At 63.6% G+C, this 17,566-nt stretch carries 16 protein-coding genes; 8 read left to right on the top strand and 8 right to left on the bottom strand.

Features of this window, described 5'->3' with window-relative positions; all coding sequences use genetic code 11:
- Positions 1–17: 17 nt before the first annotated feature.
- The 5 genes from FMM79_RS12940 to FMM79_RS12960 all read right to left on the bottom strand — a co-directional run bounded on the left by FMM79_RS12940 (position 18) and on the right by FMM79_RS12960 (position 4,887).
- On the bottom strand, positions 18–680 hold the full coding sequence (locus tag FMM79_RS12940; RefSeq protein WP_148627875.1) for a nitroreductase: 663 nt from the start codon (positions 678–680) through the stop codon (positions 18–20).
- A complete protein-coding gene (gene cobT / locus FMM79_RS12945; protein ID WP_148627876.1) occupies positions 677–2,500 on the bottom strand; it encodes a cobaltochelatase subunit CobT in 1,824 nt (607 codons plus the stop codon). The genes FMM79_RS12940 and cobT overlap by 4 nt, the downstream gene beginning before the upstream one ends.
- Positions 2,501–2,724: 224 nt before the next feature.
- Positions 2,725–2,994: a hypothetical protein gene (locus FMM79_RS12950; protein ID WP_148627877.1), complete on the bottom strand. Its 270-nt coding sequence runs from the start codon at positions 2,992–2,994 to the stop codon at positions 2,725–2,727.
- Positions 2,995–3,342: 348 nt separating this feature from the next.
- Positions 3,343–3,993 carry a fructose-6-phosphate aldolase gene (gene fsa, locus FMM79_RS12955; RefSeq protein ID WP_148627878.1) on the bottom strand — a complete coding sequence of 217 codons (651 nt, stop codon included), beginning with the start codon at positions 3,991–3,993 and terminating at the stop codon, positions 3,343–3,345.
- A gap of 183 nt (positions 3,994–4,176) precedes the next feature.
- Positions 4,177–4,887, bottom strand: coding sequence for a DUF4197 family protein (locus tag FMM79_RS12960; protein WP_162528511.1), 711 nt, complete (start codon positions 4,885–4,887; stop codon positions 4,177–4,179).
- Between the two features lie 63 nt (positions 4,888–4,950).
- On the opposite strand from FMM79_RS12960, the gene FMM79_RS12965 reads away from it, so the two are divergent.
- The 6 genes from FMM79_RS12965 (at position 4,951) to FMM79_RS12990 (ending at position 12,622) form a co-directional block, all read left to right on the top strand.
- Positions 4,951–7,128 carry a primosomal protein N' gene (locus FMM79_RS12965; protein ID WP_148627880.1) on the top strand — a complete coding sequence of 726 codons (2,178 nt, stop codon included), beginning with the start codon at positions 4,951–4,953 and terminating at the stop codon, positions 7,126–7,128.
- A 542-nt stretch (positions 7,129–7,670) separates the two neighbouring features.
- Positions 7,671–8,225 (top strand): F0F1 ATP synthase subunit delta, encoded by a 555-nt coding sequence (locus FMM79_RS12970; protein ID WP_148627881.1) that lies wholly within the window; start codon positions 7,671–7,673, stop codon positions 8,223–8,225.
- 14 nt (positions 8,226–8,239) lie between these two features.
- Entirely contained in the window at positions 8,240–9,769 is a 1,530-nt protein-coding gene (gene atpA, locus FMM79_RS12975) for a F0F1 ATP synthase subunit alpha (protein WP_148627882.1), read from the top strand.
- A 103-nt stretch (positions 9,770–9,872) separates the two neighbouring features.
- Positions 9,873–10,754, top strand: coding sequence for a F0F1 ATP synthase subunit gamma (locus tag FMM79_RS12980; RefSeq protein ID WP_148627883.1), 882 nt, complete (start codon positions 9,873–9,875; stop codon positions 10,752–10,754).
- A gap of 25 nt (positions 10,755–10,779) precedes the next feature.
- Positions 10,780–12,237: a F0F1 ATP synthase subunit beta gene (gene atpD, locus FMM79_RS12985; protein ID WP_148627884.1), complete on the top strand. Its 1,458-nt coding sequence runs from the start codon at positions 10,780–10,782 to the stop codon at positions 12,235–12,237.
- A 127-nt stretch (positions 12,238–12,364) separates the two neighbouring features.
- The gene (locus FMM79_RS12990; protein WP_148627885.1) at positions 12,365–12,622 is read left to right on the top strand and encodes an ATP synthase F1 subunit epsilon; all 258 of its coding nucleotides are present in this window, start codon (positions 12,365–12,367) and stop codon (positions 12,620–12,622) included.
- 249 nt (positions 12,623–12,871) lie between these two features.
- Here the strand turns inward: FMM79_RS12990 and FMM79_RS12995 are convergent, their stop codons facing one another.
- On the bottom strand, positions 12,872–13,150 hold the full coding sequence (locus FMM79_RS12995; protein WP_148627886.1) for an HNH endonuclease: 279 nt from the start codon (positions 13,148–13,150) through the stop codon (positions 12,872–12,874).
- Between the two features lie 154 nt (positions 13,151–13,304).
- Here FMM79_RS12995 and FMM79_RS13000 point away from each other — a divergent pair, with 154 nt between their 5' ends.
- A complete protein-coding gene (locus tag FMM79_RS13000; protein WP_148628117.1) occupies positions 13,305–14,825 on the top strand; it encodes a CpaF family protein in 1,521 nt (506 codons plus the stop codon).
- 69 nt (positions 14,826–14,894) lie between these two features.
- Here FMM79_RS13000 and FMM79_RS13005 read toward each other — a convergent pair whose 3' ends face one another.
- Both FMM79_RS13005 and FMM79_RS13010 read right to left on the bottom strand, forming a co-directional pair.
- Positions 14,895–16,214 carry a phospholipase A gene (locus FMM79_RS13005; RefSeq protein ID WP_240339157.1) on the bottom strand — a complete coding sequence of 440 codons (1,320 nt, stop codon included), beginning with the start codon at positions 16,212–16,214 and terminating at the stop codon, positions 14,895–14,897.
- 76 nt (positions 16,215–16,290) lie between these two features.
- A complete protein-coding gene (locus tag FMM79_RS13010) occupies positions 16,291–16,497 on the bottom strand; it encodes a hypothetical protein (protein WP_148627887.1) in 207 nt (68 codons plus the stop codon).
- A 44-nt stretch (positions 16,498–16,541) separates the two neighbouring features.
- Here FMM79_RS13010 and FMM79_RS13015 point away from each other — a divergent pair, with 44 nt between their 5' ends.
- A complete protein-coding gene (locus FMM79_RS13015) occupies positions 16,542–17,552 on the top strand; it encodes a DMT family transporter (RefSeq protein ID WP_240339158.1) in 1,011 nt (336 codons plus the stop codon).
- The last annotated feature ends 14 nt before the right edge of the window (positions 17,553–17,566 follow it).

Below are 17,566 nucleotides of genomic sequence, written 5' to 3' on the forward strand. Positions count from 1 at the left end.
GCTCTCGCAGGCCGGGATCAGAAGCCCGCGAAGCGGATCTGATCCTCAAGCGGCGTACGGGTCCGCTCGAACTGGTTGACCGGATCGGAACGGTCGCCGTAACCGATGGCAAGGCCGCAGAAGAGGATATGGGTCTCGTCGCTCACCCCGATGTGGTCCTTGATGAGGCGGCCGAAGTCGCTCATCCATTCCTGCGGACAGGAATCGAGCCCCTCCTCGCGCAGCAGCAGCATGATGGTCTGCAACCACATGCCCACGTCCGACCACTGCGGCGCAGCGTGCAGACGCTCCATGTAGATGAGCATCAGGACCGGCGCGCCGAACGAAACCTTGTTGGCCTCGACGAAACGGTTGCGGCTTTCCTTGTCGTCCCGCGCGACGCCCATCGCTCCGTACATCTGCGCGCCCAGCTCCTGGAGGCGGGAGAGGTAACGCTCAGACTTCTGCGGCTCGGAGTAGCTGTATTCGATCGGGTCCTGGCGCTCAGCAGGCAAGAGCTTGGCCTGCAGAGCCTTGAGCGGCTCACCGGTCAGAACAGTGGCTTCCCAGGGCTGGAAGTTGCAGCCCGAGGGCGCCATGCGCGCCTTGTCGAGAACACGGGTCAGGACGTCGAACGACACCTTTTCGTCCGTGTAGGCGCGGATCGAGCGGCGGCTGGCGACAGCCTCGGTAACATTCATGCTTTCTTTTCTTCCTCGAACAGGCCGGCCAACTGCTCGATCATGGTGCCGCCAAGCTGCTCGGCGTCCATGATCGTGACCGCGCGGCGATAGTAGCGGGTCACGTCGTGCCCGATGCCGATGGCGACCAGTTGCACCGGCGACTTGCCTTCTATCCACTCGATTACCCGGCGCAAATGCGCCTCCAGATATCCCGCGGAATTGACCGACAGGGTGGAATCGTCGACCGGCGCGCCATCGGAGATGACCATCAGGATGCGGCGGTCCTCCGGCCGGGCAAGCAGGCGCTCGTGCGCCCAGAGCAGCGCTTCGCCGTCGATATTTTCCTTGAGCAGCCCCTCGCGCATCATCAGGCCCAGGTTCTTGCGTGCGCGGCGCCAGGGCTCGTCGGCCTTCTTGTAGACGATGTGCCGAAGGTCATTGAGGCGCCCCGGGTGCGCGGGCTTGCCGTGGGCAAGCCAGTGCTCGCGGCTCTGCCCTCCCTTCCAGGCACGGGTGGTGAAGCCCAGGATCTCGACCTTGACCCCACAGCGTTCGAGCGTACGGGCCATGACGTCCGCGCTGATCGCGGCAATCGAGATTGGACGCCCGCGCATCGAACCCGAATTGTCGAGGAGCAGGGTAACGACAGTGTCCTTGAATTCGACGTCGCGCTCGACCTTGTAGGAAAGCGAGGAGCCGGGCGAGACGACGACGCGGGCGAGGCGCGCGGCGTCGAGCATGCCCTCTTCCTGGTCAAAATCCCAAGAGCGATTTTGCTGCGCCATCAAGCGGCGCTGCATGCGGTTGGCAAGCCGCGTGACGACGCCTTGAAGGCCCTTCAGCTGCGCGTCGAGATAGGCGCGCAGGCGGGTGAGTTCATCGTCGTCGCACAGGTCCACCGCACTCACGACCTCATCAAAGGCCTCGGTGAATACCTCGTAATCGAAATCGGCGGGAATATCGGTCCACTGGCGGTTGGGGCGCACAGGCATCATGCCCTCCTCGCCCTCGTCGCCTTCCTGGCCTTCTTCCATGTCGTCCGAGGCATCGCCCTCGGCGTCGCTCTCCCCCTCGTTCTCCCCCATCTGGGGTTCGGCCGACATTTCGGAGGGCTGCGGCTCCTGCCCTGCGTCCTCGCCGTCCTGCTGCTCTTCGGTCTCCTCGTCGCCATCGAGGTCGTCGTCGTCCTCGGGCGGCATATCGGTGGGCTCCATGCGCGTCAGTTCCAGATGCTGCAGCATGTCGAGCGAAAGCGACTGGAACGCCCGCTGGTCCTCCACCGAGTTGGCAAGCGCCTCGAAATCGGAAGCGGCACGGCTTTCGATCCAGGTCCGCACCATCTCGACACCGGGACGTGCGACCTCAGGAATGTCCTGGCCGGTCAGGCGCTCGCGCAGCAGCAGCGATAGCGCCGAGGCAATCGGCACTTCATCGGGCGCCTCGGCGCGGGCGATGGGATCGGTGGCGATGCGTGCCGCGAGCGCGCTGTCGAGGTTGGCGCGCATGCCCTCATAGGCGTTACTGCCGATGGCTTCGTAGCGCACCGCTTCAACCGCATCGTAGCAGGCTCGGGCGATGGGTTCGCTCGGTGCCTCACGCATGTGGGACTTGGGGTTGTGGTAGCGCAGGCGCAGCGAAAGGCGATCTGCTTCGCCGCGCGCCTTCATCGCAGCATCGCGCGGCACCTGCCGGCCGGGCATCGGAATGCGGAAAAGACTGCCCGAAGAACCGGCGGTATCGGCAGTCCAGTTTACCTCGATCTCGTTATCCTGCGCGATGGCGCGCGAGGCTACGGCAAGGGCGGACTTGAAGCGGTCGGCTGGAGATTCGTCGGACATGGCGATGACAGCTAGCGCATACGGCCACGAGCCTCAAACAGGTTCGCCATGCCAACGACTTGGCTTATGGAACAGGCTGAGATCGAGAGCCATGAAACGAAGCCGGAAATCCCTCCGGACACGGCCGCTAGAGCCGGGAACGCGCGAAGCGTCCCGGCTCGCGGCCAACCGCCCCGCCCGAACCGAACGTCGGGAGCTTCAGACCGCGCGGCGAAAACTTCGCCTCAGAGTGTCTTGTCGCCCGACGCTTTCCAGCGCAGACGATCGCTCGCGTCGATCACTTCGCCACCATTAGCCGTGAGCTTGTCGAAATCGGCAAAGGCCTTTTCGATGGCCTCGCGCTTTTCCAGAATCAAGGCGGCCACGCCGCTGGTCAGCCCGCCCTCGTCGCCCACGCGACCAAGGATGGCGGCAATATCGGCGACAACAGCCGTCGATGGAGAAGTATGAAGATGCCCACGGTCATCAACGTAGGCCTCGATTGTTCGCGCCATTGAACTCTCCTCACCTGACGGCACATCCCGCCGTCCCGCCCCTTGATTAATGCGAATCAACCAAGGGTGTGCGGTCAGGATACCACAGCTTGAGGCCGCAGGAATCGGGCATACTGAGGAGAAACCCGTTCAGGAATGGAGCCATTCGGCAGGCAAAAACCAAAAGTGCCCGAATTCAAAATTTTAACGATTCCGGGGCGCACGCGCGTGTTGCAAAAGCAACACACCCACATACCAACCAAAATATTCCCTGAAATGAAAAACGCCGCTGCACCTTATTAAATTACGTGCAGCGGCGCATTCACATCACACCTGACCTTCGCCAGAAGTAATCATCAAGTCAAACCATCAGATCGATTGACCGGTCTTCGCCCAGTCGGCGAGAAAGCCTTCGATACCCCTTTCGGTCAGAACATGCTTGAACAGGTTCTTGATGACCGACGGCGGCATGGTCGCGACGTCCGCACCGATCTTGGCGCACTGCAGCAGGTGGATCGGGTGACGGATCGAGGCGGCGAGGATCTCGGTCTCGAAGGCGTAGTTGTCATAAATGAGGCGGATGTCTTCGATCAGCTGGATGCCATCGAAGCCGTTGTCATCGTGACGGCCGATGAAGGGCGAGATGAACGAAGCGCCGGCCTTGGCGGCGAGCAGCGCTTGGTTGGCCGAAAAGCACAGCGTGACGTTGACCATGGTGCCTTCGCTGCTAAGCGCCTTACAGGTCTTGAGACCATCGACGGTGAGCGGCACCTTGATGCACACGTTGTCGGCGATCTTGCGCAGGATTTCGGCCTCGCGCATCATACCTGCGTGGTCGAGCGCGACGACTTCGGCACTGACCGGACCATCGACGAGCTCGCAGATCTCCTTGGTGACTTCCATGAAATCACGGCCCGACTTGGCAATCAGCGAGGGGTTGGTGGTTACGCCATCAAGAAGGCCGGTGTCGGCCATTTCCTTGATGTCGGCGATTTCGGCGGTGTCGACGAAGAACTTCATGGCGGGTTCCTGAACTGTGTTGGAGCTGGGAACGGCCCCGGTGCGGGCCGGATGCGAATCTGGCGCCCCTATAGGCGTAGCTTTCGCATCGGACCAGACTCTCCCGATCCGCGCGGCGGAAGGCACCCGCCAGCGACCTTCCCGGTCACCTGGCGGCGCACCCTTCCGCACCGCAAGCCGCGGTCACGCGTCGCCGAAGGCCGATATGAGCAGAGGATCGCCACTCGGCTCGGGATCGCGGCGCAGGCTCGCCTCCTGGACGCCGACTTCATACCAGATCGCGTTGTCGGCCTCCACGGCCATGGCTGCGGCCGCTTGCGCAACAGTGACCTCCGGCAACGAGTTCACGACTTTCACCGTGTACGAATCGTCGTGCTTTTTCAGAATTTCAAGAAGAATGGGCGTCATCGCCTCGATCAGTCCCATCCCGATCTGGGCGCGCAGGTAGGACGTGGCGGCCGTGAACGAGCCACCGAGAATTTCGTCCGTGTCAGGAACCTCCAGCTTCGCGATGGGCGCATGCGCACGCGGCGCCGCCTCGCGAACGGCCTCCTCGGCGAGGCGGTTCTGCTCGTACATGAGCGCGCTCTTCTGTGTTTCGCTGAGGCTCGGCTGCGACTTGAATATTGCAGGCAGGCCAACCCGGGCGACCGAGCTGTTCCAGAAACCCTCCGACTTCGTGAGGATAGCGATGGCTTCCCTGGCCGCCGCGGCCAGCAGATGTCGCACGACATCGGCCTGCTGATCAGGACCGACAGCCGCCCGCGCGCTCTGACTGCCCAGCAGCCCGCCACCCAGCACAGACAGCGCGGCCACAGCAGCGGCGCCCACCAGCACACCACGCCGGTTCAGGCGTTTCGCCGCACCGCATACCGCCGTGCCCTTGGACTGCATTCCCCAACTACGCATCACCCACTCCTTTCCGAGCCTCACTTCAAGTGCCTATATGCACAGGCGATGCTCCGTGTTCGACTCCTAGTTTTCAATGCCGCGCTTGGCGTTCTCGATTACCGCGTGCCCGAGGGGATGCAGGTCGCCCCCGGCGCCATCGTGATCGCACCGCTGGGGCCGCGTCAGATTCTTGGCATTGCCTGGGAGCCCGAGCGACTGGAAGCCCAGGACGTGCCCGAGGCCAAGCTGCGCCCAATCCTCGAAATCCTGCCCGTTCCTCCGCTCAAGGCTGAACTGCGCCGCCTGATCGAGTGGACGGCGGACTATTACTGCGCGCCGCTTTCCGCAGTCGCGCGCATGGCGCTAGGCTCAATGGCCGCACTGCGCGGGGGCGGCACGACCACCGAGTACCGCCTGACGGGCGAGGAACCCAAGCGCCTCACCCCCCAGCGCGCCGCGGCAATGGATGCACTGCACGGCGAGCAAGCCTCGATCCGCGAACTCGCCGAACTCGCCTCGGTGTCCGAAGGGGTTCTGCGCGGCATGGTCGGGGCGGGCCTGCTCGAGCCCATCACAGTCGATCTCGACAAGCCCTACCCGCCCGCCAACCCGCAGCACAATGCGCCGACGCTCAGCGAAGACCAGCGCAAGGCTGCGGACACGTTCGTGGACGCGGTGAAGGCCGAAGAATTTGCTCCCTTCCTCCTCGACGGGGTCACCGGCTCGGGCAAGACCGAGACCTATTTCGAAGCTGTCGCCGCGGCGATCGAGGGCGGCAAGCAGGTGCTTGTCCTTCTCCCCGAGATCGCGCTGACCGAGAACTTCCTGCGCCGCTTCGAAGAGCGCTTTGGCGTTGCCCCGATCCAGTGGCACTCCTCCTTGAAGGCCAGCGAACGCCGCCGCGCCTATCGCGCCATCGTCAAGGGCGCGACCAATGGCGGCGCGCAGGTCATCGTGGGCGCCCGCTCAGCACTGTTCCTGCCCTATGCGCGTCTTGGCCTCATCATCGTCGACGAGGCGCACGAAGTCTCCTTCAAGCAGGACGAGGGCGTGCGCTACAACGCGCGCGACGTCGCCGTCATCCGTGCCCGCTACGAGAAGGCGCCGATCATCCTCGCGAGCGCGACCCCGGCCCTGGAATCGATGCAACTGGCCGAAGCTGGCATCTACACCAGGATCGAACTCCCGGCCCGCTTCGGCGGCGCGCAACTGCCCGACATCCAGATTCTCGACCTGCGCAAGGACGTGCCCGACAAGGGCAGGTGGATTGCCAGGCCCCTCGTGGCGCAGATGCAAGTCCGGCTGGAGCGGGGCGAACAATCGCTCCTGTTCCTCAACCGGCGCGGCTATGCCCCCCTCACTTTGTGTCGCAACTGCGGCCACCGCTTCCAGTGCAGCCACTGCACCGCCTGGCTGGTCGAGCACCGCTTCAGCCAGCGCCTAGCCTGCCACCATTGCGGCCACGAAGAGCCCGTTCCCGACGTCTGCCCGGAATGCAGTGCCAAGGATTGCCTCGTTGCCTGCGGTCCCGGTGTCGAACGCATTGCCGACGAGGTCGCCGAAATCTTCCCCGAAGCGCGCGTCGCACTCATCACCTCGGACACGATGAATACGCCCGAAGCCATCGCGCAGTTCGTCGCCAAGGCCGAGAACAAGGCCATCGACGTGATAGTCGGCACCCAACTCGTGACCAAGGGCTACCACTTCCCGGATCTGACGCTGGTTGGCGTGATCGATGCGGACCTTGGCCTGGAAGGCGGAGACCTGCGCGCCGCCGAACGCACCTACCAGCAGGTGGCGCAGGTCGCAGGGCGTGCCGGACGCGGCGAGAAGCCGGGCGAAGTCCTCATCCAGACGCGCCACCCCGAAGCCCCCGTGATCGCGGCCCTCGCCGCGGGCGACCGCGACGCATTCTACGACGCCGAGACCGAGGCGCGCCGCGACGCGGGCGCTCCCCCCTTCGGCCGCTGGGCTGCGATCATCGTCTCCTCAGAGGACATGGCCGAGGCCCGCGATGCGGCCCGCGCCATAGGCGGCACCGCGCCTGACCTCCCCGACATGCTGGTCCTCGGGCCCGCGCCCGCGCCGCTCTCCCTCCTACGCGGGCGCCACCGCTTCCGCCTTCTCATCAACGCGCGCCGCTCGGCCCAGCTCCAGAAGATCGTGCGGGCCTGGCTCGGACAGCTCGATTTTCCCAAGGGTGTGCGCGTCCATGTCGACGTCGACCCCTACAGCTTCGTCTGAGCGGCAGGGCAACTCTCCGACGAACGGACAGCTCCCGAATTTGAAGCCCGATTGAACCACAGAACACCGCCCCATGCACACCTCGACAGCCCGTTCATCTGGCATTCAGTCGATTCATCAAGCAACCTCGTCCGCCCCCCCAGGCGAAAGGATAATGTTGCTATGTGCAAAGTTGCGCGCTGCGCGCACCAATTTGCTACTTGACGCATGCAAGCCCCACCATACCGGCGACCAAATTCAGAAACCCTGAATACGAATTGGCACGAACATTCGTGTATTTCCCTAGAATTTCCAGAGCACTGGCCGCATTCGCAAAGGAAATTGCCTATCGCCCCTGCCTACGACTGCCCCGACTACTGTGAACGCTACCTTTTTGCCCCGACTGCGGTTGAGTTCCCACACCAACGTGACCTCGAGTGCCGGGGTGCCTTGCATAGTCGCAATATCGTCGCTATGCGCGCCCCGTCTGCAGGCCGGGGGGACATGCACAACAGGTTCCCCATCCAGTGCCTCAGCCCACCCGATGTAAGGATAGGACACGCGTGGAGAACTCCGGCGGAATCAAGGCCAGCTTGCAAGGACGGTACGCTTCGGCGCTGTTCGAACTTGCCAGCGAGAACGGCACCGTAACGACAGTCGAAAGCGACCTCGACAAGACCGCTCAGGCGATTGCCGAGAACGAGGACCTCGCCGGCCTGATTCGGAATCCCGAAGTCAGCCGCAAGGATGCCGCCAAGGCGATGGACGCCGTGGCCGACATCCTGGGCCTGTCCCCGGTGAGCAAGAACTTCCTGGGCGTGCTGGCGGACAACCGTCGCCTCTCGGCCCTGCCCGAAATCATCCGGGCCTTCAGCGCGATTGCCGCTGCGCAGCGCGGCGAGGCAACGGCCGAAGTCACGTCGGCCCATGCGCTCGACGACCTGCAGGTCGAGCAGCTTCGCCAGAAGCTGGAAGCGCGCGAAGGCCGCAACGTAAAAATCAAGACGAGCGTCGACCCGGACCTTCTTGGCGGCCTTGTCGTCACGATCGGTTCGAAGCGTATTGACAGCTCGATCCGCACCCGTCTCAATTCGCTCGCCCAGGCCATGAAGGGCTGAAGAAAGGCATTAGAATGGATATCCGCGCAGCAGAAATCTCGAAGGTCATCAAGGACCAGATTGCCAACTTCGGCACCGAAGCCCAGGTTTCGGAAGTGGGCAAGGTGCTCTCCGTCGGTGACGGTATTGCCCGCATTCATGGCCTCGACCAGTGCCAGGCTGGTGAAATGGTCGAATTCGCCAACGGCGTGCAGGGCATGGCGCTCAACCTCGAAGCCGACAACGTCGGCGTCGTGATCTTCGGCTCGGACGCCGAGATCAAGGAAGGCGACACCGTCAAGCGCACCGGCACCATCGTCGATGTGCCGACCGGCAAGGGCCTGCTCGGCCGCGTCGTCGACGCGCTCGGCAACCCGATCGATGGCAAGGGCCCGATCATGTACACCGAACGCCGTCGCGTGGAATCGAAGGCACCGGGCATCATCCCGCGCAAGTCGGTCCACGAACCCGTGCAGACCGGCCTCAAGGCTATCGACGCCCTCGTTCCCGTCGGCCGTGGCCAGCGCGAGCTGATCATCGGTGACCGCCAGACCGGCAAGACCGCTGTCGCTATCGACACCTTCATCAACCAGAAGGGTCCGAACCAGAGCGACGACGAGAACAAGAAGCTCTACTGCATCTACGTCGCCGTCGGCCAGAAGCGTTCGACCGTCGCGCAGATCGTGCGTCAGCTCGAAGAGAACGGCGCGATGGAATACTCCATCGTCATCGCCGCGACTGCTTCGGAGCCCGCGCCGCTGCAGTACCTCGCGCCCTACACCGGCGCCGCGATGGGTGAGTTCTTCCGCGACAACGGCATGCACGCCGTGATCGTGTACGATGACCTTTCCAAGCAGGCCGTTGCCTACCGTCAGATGTCGCTGCTCCTTCGCCGTCCCCCGGGCCGCGAAGCGTATCCGGGCGACGTATTCTACCTCCACAGCCGTCTCCTCGAGCGCGCTGCGAAGATGAGCGACGAGATGGGTGCCGGCTCGCTGACCGCGCTGCCGATCATCGAAACCCAGGCGGGCGACGTCTCGGCCTACATTCCGACCAACGTGATCTCGATCACCGACGGCCAGATCTTCCTTGAGACCGGACTGTTCTACCAGGGCGTGCGTCCGGCCATCAACGTTGGTCTGTCGGTCAGCCGCGTCGGCGGTTCGGCCCAGACCAAGGCGATGAAGAAGGTGGCTGGCTCGATCAAGCTCGAGCTCGCGCAGTACCGCGAAATGGCGGCCTTCGCGCAGTTCGGTTCGGACCTCGACGCCTCGACCCAGAAGCTCCTCAACCGCGGTGCGCGCCTGACCGAGCTGCTCAAGCAGCCCCAGTTCTCACCGCTTCCGTTCGAAGAGCAGACCGTGTCGATCTTCGCGGGCACCAACGGCTACCTCGACACCGTCGCGGTTGGCGATGTCGTGCGCTACGAAGCCGAGATGCTCAGCTTCATGCGTTCGGAACACGCCGAGGTTCTCACCGAGATCCGCGAGAGCAAGAAGTTCGAGGGTGAGGTGAAGGACAAGACCGTCGCCGCGCTCGACAAGTTCGCCAAGACCTTCGCGTAAGCCCTGCGTCGCCCCGGTGAAAGCCGGGGCCGCACCCGGCACGACGCAAGTCCTGCCGCACACGATCCCGGCTCTGTCCGGGATGACGAATGGAGAAAATTGAGTGGCATCGCTCAAGGAACTCAAGGGCCGGATCAACTCGGTCAAGTCGACCCAGAAGATCACGAAGGCCAAGCAGATGGTCGCCGCGGCCAAGCTGCGCAAGGCACAGGAAGCCGCCGAACAAGCGCGCCCCTATGCCGCACGCCTCGCCGAGGTGATGGGCTCGCTCGCGAGCAAGGTCACGATCAGCGAGAACAGCCCCAAGCTCCTGGCTGGGACCGGCAGCGACCAGGTTCATCTCCTTGTCGTCGCCAACTCGGACAAGGGTCTGTGCGGCGCGTTCAACTCGAACATCGTGAAGGCGGCGGTCCAGAAGGCCCGCAAGCTTGAAGCGGAAGGCAAGACCGTTCTGTTCTACCTTGTGGGCCGCAAGGGCCGCGCGGTGATCAAGCGCGAATTCCCCAAGCAGATCGAGCACATGTTCGACACGACTGACGTGCGCAATCCCGGCTTCAACGAAGCCGAGAAGATCGCAGACGAGCTGGTTGCCCTTTACGAAAAGGGCAAGTTCGACGTCGCGCATCTGTTCTTCGCGAAGTTCCGCTCGGCGCTGGTTCAGGAGCCGACCGGTCAGCAGATCATTCCCGTTCCCACGCCCACGGCCGCCGCTGCGACGGCCGGCCAGGACGCGGTGACCGAGTATGAGCCGGAAGAGGAAGAAATCCTCGCCGCGCTGCTGCCGCGTTACCTCAAGACCCAGCTCTTCGGTGCCCTGCTGGAGAACGCCGCATCCGAACAGGGTGCGTCGATGACGGCCATGGACAACGCCACGCGCAACGCAGGCGACCTGATCCAGAAGCTGACCATCCAGTACAACCGCAGCCGCCAGGCCGCGATTACCACCGAACTCGTTGAAATTATCGCGGGCGCGGAAGCGCTCTAAGACATCGCAGGCAAGGAAACCTCAAATGGCCACTGCACCCGTGCTTAACCAGACTACCGCTGGCAAGATCAGCCAGGTCATCGGCGCCGTCGTCGACGTCATCTTCGAAGGCGAACTGCCCCCCATCCTCACCGCGCTTGAGACCGAGAACAACGGCCAGAAGCTGGTTCTCGAAGTCGCGCAGCACCTCGGTGAGAACACCGTGCGCACCATCGCCATGGACGGCACCGACGGCCTCACCCGCGGCCAGAACGTGACCTCGACCGGCAAGCAAATCTCGGTGCCGGTCGGCCCCAAGACGCTCGGCCGCATCATGAACGTCGTGGGCGACCCCATCGACGAACGTGGCCCGATCGGCTCGGACATGCATTCCGCAATTCACGCGGAAGCCCCGCCGTTCATCGAGCAGTCGACCGAAGCGGCCATCCTCGTGACGGGCATCAAGGTCATCGACCTTCTTGCCCCGTATGCGAAGGGCGGCAAGATCGGCCTGTTCGGCGGCGCAGGCGTCGGCAAGACCGTGCTCATCCAGGAACTCATCAACAACATCGCGAAGGGCCACGGCGGCGTGTCCGTGTTCGCCGGTGTGGGTGAGCGTACCCGTGAGGGTAACGATCTCTACCACGAGTTCCTCGACGCCGGCGTTATCGCCAAGGACGCCGAAGGCAACGCCATCTCCGATGGTTCGAAGGTTGCCCTCGTCTTCGGTCAGATGAACGAGCCCCCGGGCGCCCGTGCCCGCGTAGCGCTCTCAGGCCTGACCATGGCCGAGTACTTCCGCGACCAGGAAGGCCAGGACGTTCTCTTCTTCGTCGACAACATCTTCCGCTTCACCCAGGCTGGCGCCGAAGTGTCGGCTCTGCTGGGCCGTATTCCTTCGGCCGTGGGCTACCAGCCGACCCTGTCGACCGACATGGGCCAGCTGCAGGAGCGCATCACCTCGACAACCAAGGGCTCGATCACCTCGGTCCAGGCCATCTACGTACCTGCAGACGACCTTACCGACCCGGCTCCGGCTACCTCGTTCGCCCACCTTGACGCGACGACCACGCTGAACCGTGCGATCTCGGAGCTGGGCATCTACCCGGCCGTTGACCCGCTCGACTCGACCAGCCGCGTTCTCGAACCGCGCGTTGTCGGCAACGAGCACTACGAGACCGCCCGCGCTGTCCAGGAAATCCTGCAGAAGTACAAGTCGCTGCAGGACATCATCGCCATTCTCGGCATGGACGAGCTCTCGGAAGAGGACAAGCTGACGGTCGCCCGCGCCCGTAAGATCCAGCGCTTCCTCTCGCAGCCGTTCCACGTCGCGGAGGTCTTCACCGGCATCTCGGGCAAGTTCGTCCAGCTCGAAGACACCGTGAAGTCGTTCAAGGCCGTCGTCGAAGGCGAATACGACCATCTTCCCGAAGCGGCCTTCTACATGGTTGGCGGCATCGAGGAAGCGGTTGCCAAGGCGAAGAAGCTGGCAGAAGACGCCTAAGGAATTCGCTCGGAGCCCGGCACCGTCCCGCAAGGTTCAGGTGCCGGGTCCAGCCTCCTCCTGAAGGCATGCCCGACAGGGTCATTCCCGCCCCTCGGGCCCTCTTCCAAGCGCAAGGAAACGCAACATGGCACTGCATTTCGAACTCGTGACGCCGGCGAAGCTGGTTCGCTCGGAGGACGTCCACATGGTCGTCGTCCCCGGCACCGAAGGTCAGTTCGGTGTTCTTGCCGGTCACGCCCCTTTCATGTCGACCGTCGCCGATGGCGCGATCAAGGTCTACAAGACCGAGAACGGCATTCCCGAAGAGATCGTGATCTCGGGCGGCTTTGCCGAAGTCGGCGACAAGGGCCTGACCGTTCTGGCCGAACACGTCGAGAACTGATCCTCAGCGATCACCTCGCCATCTTACGCGAAAAAGGGCGCCCCGGACTTCCGGCGGCGCCCTTTTTCGCAACAAGTGCAAAGGCAGGAATTTCGCAAGGGACCATCGCCCCTTGCCCCCGAAATGGGCGACCTCCCACTCTGGGCGCCAACCACGCTGGTGACAGGTGAGTTAGACAGTCTGTGAGCCCCAGGGCGATAGCCCTCGGATCTGTTTTTCTACGCTCCCCATAGCGCGCCTCCCACTAGGTCATTTCTTACGGCGTGTGGGTGCGTGAAAATCGCAAGGCTTGTTAGAAATCCAGGCAAGGAAGCGTGCGATCTCGGTCTGGCCGCGCAACGCTTCGACGTCCTCTCCGATCCGTTCCAGCTCAGCGTTGCTGAAAGTCACGTGCAGCGTGCGGTGGCAGATCGGATGGACGGGCCGCGTCGCGCGCCCTCCCCGGCTCTTGGGAACGGGGTGGTGCCATTCCACCTTTCGCCCCAGTTCGCGCAGGCACAGCCAGCAGGTATTCTCCGCGTCGTCCATGCCCCCAATCTAGGTATCGACGCGCGCCTTGCCAGCCCCTCCCTTCCCTCGACACATTAGGGAGTTATCAAAGTTTCAACCTTAATCTCCCACCTGAAACATGGAAATTTGCCCGGCGTCAGACCGGGCCGTGGATACTAGGGTTGACGATACGATGACGGCATTCGGGCGACGCAGTGGGATCGGACAGGGTACGCGTCCAGCTTTCGGGGTGGCCAAACCCCTGAAGGGCGGAGCAGGCGCCAAAGATCAGCAGGCCCCGGCTCCCGGTTCTGCGCCCGTCCCGGGCAACGATGCCCCGTCCTCCCCTGCGGCCGACAAGGCGCCCAGCAATCCCAATTCGCGCGAAGACGCGATGTCGCGTCTTGCCGACCGCGCCAATGCGGTTCACGAAAACCAGGAGCAGGACAGCTTCGAGGCCTCGATCCACAAGATCAAGGAGCAGGTCCTCCCCCGCCTTCTCGAACGTGTCGATCCCGAGGCGGCCGCGACCCTTACCAAGGACGAACTCTCCGAGGAATTCCGACCGATCATCGTCGAGGTGCTCGCCGAACTGAAGATCACCTTCAACCGGCGCGAGCAGTTTGCGCTGGAAAAGGTGCTGATCGACGAGTTGCTCGGCTTCGGTCCACTGGAGGAGCTCCTCAACGACCCCGACGTCTCGGACATCATGGTCAACGGCCCCAACCAGACCTACATCGAGAAGAAGGGCAAGCTGCAGCTGGCAGGAACCAAGTTCCGCGATGAACAGCACCTCTTCCAGATCGCCCAGCGTATCGTCAACCAGGTCGGCCGCCGCGTCGACCAGACTACTCCGCTCGCCGACGCGCGCCTCAAGGACGGCAGCCGCGTCAACGTGATCGTCCCGCCGCTCAGCTTGCGCGGCACCGCGATCTCGATCCGTAAGTTTTCTGAGAAGCCGATCACGATCGACATGCTGCGCGACTTCGGCTCGATGTCGGACAAGATGGCAACGGCGCTCAAGATTGCAGGTGCATGCCGCATGAACGTTGTCATCTCGGGCGGTACCGGCTCGGGCAAGACGACCATGCTCAATGCCCTGTCCAAGATGATCGATCCGGGCGAGCGCGTGCTGACCATCGAGGACGCCGCCGAACTTCGCCTCCAGCAGCCGCACTGGCTGCCGCTTGAAACCCGTCCGCCGAACCTTGAGGGCCAGGGCGCCATCACTATCGGGGACCTCGTCAAGAACGCCCTGCGCATGCGCCCGGACCGCATCATCCTGGGCGAAATTCGCGGCGCGGAATGTTTCGACCTTCTCGCCGCCATGAACACCGGCCACGATGGCTCGATGTGCACCCTCCACGCCAACTCCCCGCGTGAGTGTCTGGGGCGCATGGAAAACATGATCCTGATGGGCGACATCAAGATCCCCAAGGAGGCGATCAGCCGCCAGATCGCCGAATCCGTCGACATCATCGTGCAGGTCAAGCGCCTGCGCGACGGTTCGCGCCGCACCACCAACATCACCGAGGTGATCGGCATGGAAGGTGACGTCATCGTCACCCAGGAACTGTTCAAGTTCGAGTATCTGGACGAAACCGACGACGGCAAGATCATTGGCGAATTCCGCGCCTCGGGCCTGCGCCCCTATACGCTGGAGAAGGCACGCCAGTTCGGCTTTGACCAGGCCTTCCTCGAAGCCTGCCTCTAAGCGCGAATTCGTGACCTGAAAGGCCCCATCAGCGTTCGGCTGACGGGGCCTTCTTCGTTTCAACGAAGATCAGCGTACGATGGAAACACCAAAACGCAGGCGCGTGACCTTGCGGTTGTAGTCGAGCAGGTTCTCGCCGTACCCGGTAAAGGCCTGGCCGAAGAGGTAGAGGTTGAGCCCGGTCTCGATGATATTGTCCATCGGGTAGGAAAGCTCCCCGTTGATCGCCGCCTTGCCCGACGAGAAGTTCATCCGGCTCGTGGTGGTAAGACGCAGACCATCGTCCTTTCCGATTTCGGCAAAGAGGCCGGTCGAGCCACGGTAGTGGCGGATATCGGGGTTGTCCGAAAGATCGCCCACGTAGAAGAACAGGCGCGGTCCGAACGACACGGTATAGTCGCCCGCTTCCACGGAGGCCACCGGCTGGATGTAGACCGTATTCGCACTGCGCGAGGCTTCCCCGTCGCGGCCGTTGGATTCGTGGCGAAGGCCCAATTGCCCGCCGAGCGACAGCCCATCACCGACCTCGACCGCGGGCTGCAGGTAAAAGATCTCGGGCATGAAATCGATGTTGCGGAAGGGCGAGGAATCCGCGCCCAAGTCCCAGAACATGCGCTGGGTGTAGGCAAAGTGCAGGCCATTGGCTAACGGTGCACCAAGGCCGACATCGCCCGGATCGCCGAACAGTTGGTACTTGAAGCTGATCTGGATGCGCCCTTCGCTATTGGTTCCCGGACCATATGCGGCATAGATCGGCTTGTAGGCAGAAAGGTTTTCGAGGAAGGCATTGCCTCGCTCGCCCTTGGCCGAGGGCATCTCGCTGGGCGCGAGCACGATGCCGGTCTTAGCCTGCTTGGCCTCGGAGGCCACCGCGATCGCAGTCTCCTCGCCAGCCGGTGCCACCGCAGGGGCGGCAACGGCGAGACGCTTGGCGCGGCTGGGTACGAGATAGTGCGGCGAGGCAACGCCCTCATCCAGGCTGAGCGAGATCGCGGTAGTTTCACCTGACGCCTCGCTCGCCGTGACTGCGTTGGGCAGGCGCAGTTGGCACTGGCGCGTGGCGGGATTGGCCGGGGCCACTTCGCCGCGTGCCGCAGGAGCGCACCTGATCGTTGCGGGAACGCGCTGCATACCCACCGTCAGTATCGCATCCAGATTATCGGGGACGGCTACGGGGACACCTGCGGCAGGGAGCGCGACAACCTCGATTTCGACGGTGGACTCGTCCGCGGTGGGCGCCATCTGCGCAACGAGCAAGCGCGGCTCTTTCGGCGCCTGAACCTGAACTTGGGCCCAGGCCGGGGCCTGCGAAAGAGCAAGAACGAGACCGCCCATCGGCAGGACGGCGCCTGTCCGGAGCCACCCGGCCCGGCTTCGTGCAATAGTCATCTTGATCGTGTCCCCCGTTAGCGCCCCGGCGAAGGAGCTTTCTCCCTGTCTGGACCTGTATCGCGGCGTCACCAGGTCAGATGCCCAGCCAGTGACGACCGCCGACACCGATCAGCAGCACAGCTCCCAGAAACGCAAAAAGGAAGATCGCGTTCCATGGCATGAACCCGACCCGGTCGAGATCGGTTCGCCGCAGGCGTCGCCGCTCGGCCGATGTTGCCACCAGTGCCAGTATGGCGAGCACGGCGCCGCACGTCACCATGATCTGATCGGTCGGTTCCATGCCCCTGCTCTTGCCCCGAAGCGCGCAGGAGTTAAAGCGCCTTCGTGACCTCTTCCCCAGACATGCCCGCCCCCAGCGCCAAGACACGCCCCGTTCCGGCCGAGCGCCCACACAATCCGCTGCTGGCGATCTCGCTGCGTCTGGGCGCCACGCTGGCGCTGGCAACGATGTTTATGCTGATCAAGCTTGCCGGGACCTACGGAGTCTCGATGCCCGAGCTGATGTTCTGGCGTCAAGCGATCAGCGTCCCACTCATTGCAGGGGCGCTCTATTTCACGGGTCAGTTCGGCAAACTCGGCACGCGCCGTCCGCTGGCCCATGCGGGTCGCGCGGCGGTGGGGACGGCGGGCCTGTTCTGCAACATCGCGGCCTCCACCCTGCTCCCCCTGCCCGTAGCCACGACGCTGGGCTTTACCGCCCCGCTCTTCGCCGTTCTCATCACGGCGATTGTCCTGCGCGAGCATGTCGGACGCTGGCGCTGGACCGCGGTGATCGCCGGGTTTGCGGGCGTCCTCGTCATCGCGGGCCCGGGTGAGATCGCCAATGTGCCAGTGCTGGGCGTCGCAGCCGGACTGGGCGCCGGGATTATAGTTGCCACCGTCAGCTTCCAGATCCGCGACCTTGCGCGCACCGACACGCCGATCTCGATGGTGTTCTGGTTTGCGCTTTTCGGGATGTTGGGGGCCAGCCTGTTCCTTCCCTTCTACGGACGTTGGCACGAACCGCAGGTCTACCTCATCCTGATCGCGCTGGGGTTGGCAGGTACCCTCGGCCAGTTCTTCATCGCCGCCTCGCTGCGCTACGCCTCGGTCGCGACCGTGGTTGTCATCGATTATGTCTCGCTCATCTGGGCGACAACCTATGGCCTCGTCATCTTTGGCAGCTGGCCACCGCATACGACCTGGCTGGGAGCCCCGCTCATCATAGCGGCAGGCCTCATCATCACCTGGCGCGAACACTACTTGTTCCGCCGCGTTTCCACGGCCTCCGCGATCGACGCCAGCGCTCTTGAAGAAGCCGCCGAGGGCGAAGCTGTCCCACGCAGCGGAACCTGATCATGGTTTGCGTG

It is taken from the genome of Novosphingobium sp. BW1 (assembly GCF_008107685.1).
Lineage (GTDB): Bacteria > Pseudomonadota > Alphaproteobacteria > Sphingomonadales > Sphingomonadaceae > Novosphingobium.